The sequence below is a fragment of the Selenomonas sp. oral taxon 149 str. 67H29BP genome, from assembly GCF_000146365.1.
GTDB lineage: Bacteria > Bacillota > Negativicutes > Selenomonadales > Selenomonadaceae > Centipeda > Centipeda felix.
In genome coordinates, this window is sequence record NZ_GL397087.1 from 268,400 (window position 1) to 270,425 (window position 2,026).

2 protein-coding genes and 1 pseudogene are annotated in these 2,026 nt (G+C 54.6%); 2 read left to right on the plus strand and 1 reads right to left on the minus strand.

Annotation, left to right across the window (positions count from 1 at the left end; all coding sequences use genetic code 11):
• The first annotated feature begins 78 nt into the window (after positions 1-78).
• Complete coding sequence (locus HMPREF9166_RS01290; protein ID WP_009442226.1) at positions 79-816, plus strand: thiamine diphosphokinase; 738 nt, start codon at positions 79-81, stop codon at positions 814-816.
• 18 nt (positions 817-834) lie between these two features.
• The gene (locus HMPREF9166_RS01295) at positions 835-1,614 is read left to right on the plus strand and encodes a tRNA 2-thiocytidine biosynthesis TtcA family protein (protein ID WP_009442227.1); all 780 of its coding nucleotides are present in this window, start codon (positions 835-837) and stop codon (positions 1,612-1,614) included.
• Between the two features lie 3 nt (positions 1,615-1,617).
• Here the strand turns inward: HMPREF9166_RS01295 and HMPREF9166_RS01300 are convergent.
• A pseudogene (locus HMPREF9166_RS01300) lies at positions 1,618-2,026 on the minus strand (restriction endonuclease); the annotation flags it as partial.

The window sequence follows — 2,026 nt, forward strand, 5'->3', positions numbered from 1 at the left end:
TTTTTTTCGCTTTTCGTCGAAAAAACCGTGTGATATAATCATATTCTATCATAAAACTCGACAAAAGGAACTATTGTCATGCATGAATACAAGCACAATCTCATCCTCCCAGCGCTCCACGCAGCGCTGCCATACCCGCCGTCACAGGAGATCATCTGTATCGGCGGAGGGCGGACACCGACAAAAGATTGGATGGCGCAGCTCGTGCAAAAATCCGAAAAGGGAGGTACCGACCGCTCCATCTGGGCCATTGATCGCGGAGTGAATATCTGCCATACTCTTTTACTCTCCCCGGCACATTTGATCGGCGATAGGGACAGCGCAGCGCATGATGCGTGGGCGTGGGCAGAGGAACACGGCGCACATGTGCATGCCTTCCCGCCCGCAAAGGATTTTACCGATACAGAGCTTGCGCTCAGGATCGCCGCAGAGCTCGTGCCCCGTGCGCTCGTTATCCTGACTGGCGCATTTGGCGGCAGGTTCGACCACCTCATGAGTGCTGCCGCAGTCGCGGCACACGCTGCTCTCCCCTGTATCCTCGCTGATGAGCGTGAGTCACTGTTCTTCCTGCACGGCGACGAATCCTTAACCATCACATGTGACAGTCCTCCGCAGGCGATTTCCCTCCTCCCCTTCACCGAGGAGTGTACAGGCATCACAACAAATGGACTGCGATGGGAGCTGAACGGTGCACAGATACATTCGCACTCTTCCACGACAATCAGCAACGTCCTCGCCGAGAGCAACACAAAGCATCGCTTCTCCGTCACCCTCGGGAGCGGTATTCTCGGAGTCTATCTCTGTCATAAAGAATAAAGGAAGCAACTCGATTCTATGAACATCAACATCCCACAGACCTATTTCAGCAAGCTCATGCGTGCCGTCGTCGAGTTTGAACTCATCGACAACGGCGACCACATCCTCATCGGTGTCTCCGGTGGCAAGGACAGCATCTTTCTCACCTATGCACTCGCCATCCTGCGCGAACGACTGAAGAAAGACTTCACCATCGCCGCATTCACCATCAACCCACAGTTCGACGATCCCTTTGACACCGATGCGATTGCGGCGTTCTGCAAAAGCCTCGGCGTTCCGTACGAGGTCGTTGACGTTGACATTGCTGGGGCAATCGTAGAGCAGGAGGAAAAAAGCCCCTGCTTTACCTGTGCCTTCTTCCGCCGCGGTGCGGTCAACCGCTACGCAAAGGAACATCACATGAACAAGGTCGCCTACGCCCACCATCATGATGATGCAGTGGAGACCTTTCTCATGAGTCTGTTCTACTCAGGACAGCTCAACACCTTCCGTCCCAAGACCTACCTCGACAAGACGGGCATCACCGTCATTCGCCCGCTCGTCTACTTCCGTGAGCAGGAGATCATCGATGCTATTCCCCTGCACGGCTTCACCCCCATCCCATCGCCCTGTCCGCACAACGGCAATACCACACGGCAGGCCGTCAAGGAACTCATCGCACACCTCAGTGCGGAGAATCCAAACCTCTACAACCACCTCGCCGCCGGGATGCGCGAGGGCGCCCTCGGCGAACTCTGGCCTGCAAGCAAAACCCGCAAAGAGATGGAGCACACCTACCGCGCCTTTATGGCAAAATAAGACTCAGCCGAAACACTTTTTCACCAGCTCCGCGAGTTTCCCCTCCTTTGCCGCCTGCGACGCATCTGCCTGAACAAAATTCTTCGTCTCAGACTTCATACTCTCATCAAACCCCAGAATGTAATTCGTCGCAATGAGATAGATAATGCGCGTTGGTGCCATCCCATAGACCTGATGCTGCAGAATATGCCGAATCCGCTCCGCGTCATTTGGGTATTCTGCTTTTATTTTGTCCGAGTGATAGAGCCGCTTCACAATCTCCGTGATATAGAGCCCCGACTTCATATAGAGATCCGCAAACGTATGCGTCGCATCGTCAAAGCAGCCGGGATTCCCACACGCGAGTGCATCCACCATCTGCCGCACAACACGGCGCGGCGTAAAGATCTGATTCGTCTTCTGCGGCGGGATC

Coding starts and splice junctions, on each gene's coding strand:
- HMPREF9166_RS01290 (WP_009442226.1), top strand. CDS start 79: ATGCATGAATACAAGCACAATCTCATCCTCCCAGCGCTCCACGCAGCG.
- HMPREF9166_RS01295 (WP_009442227.1), top strand. CDS start 835: ATGAACATCAACATCCCACAGACCTATTTCAGCAAGCTCATGCGTGCC.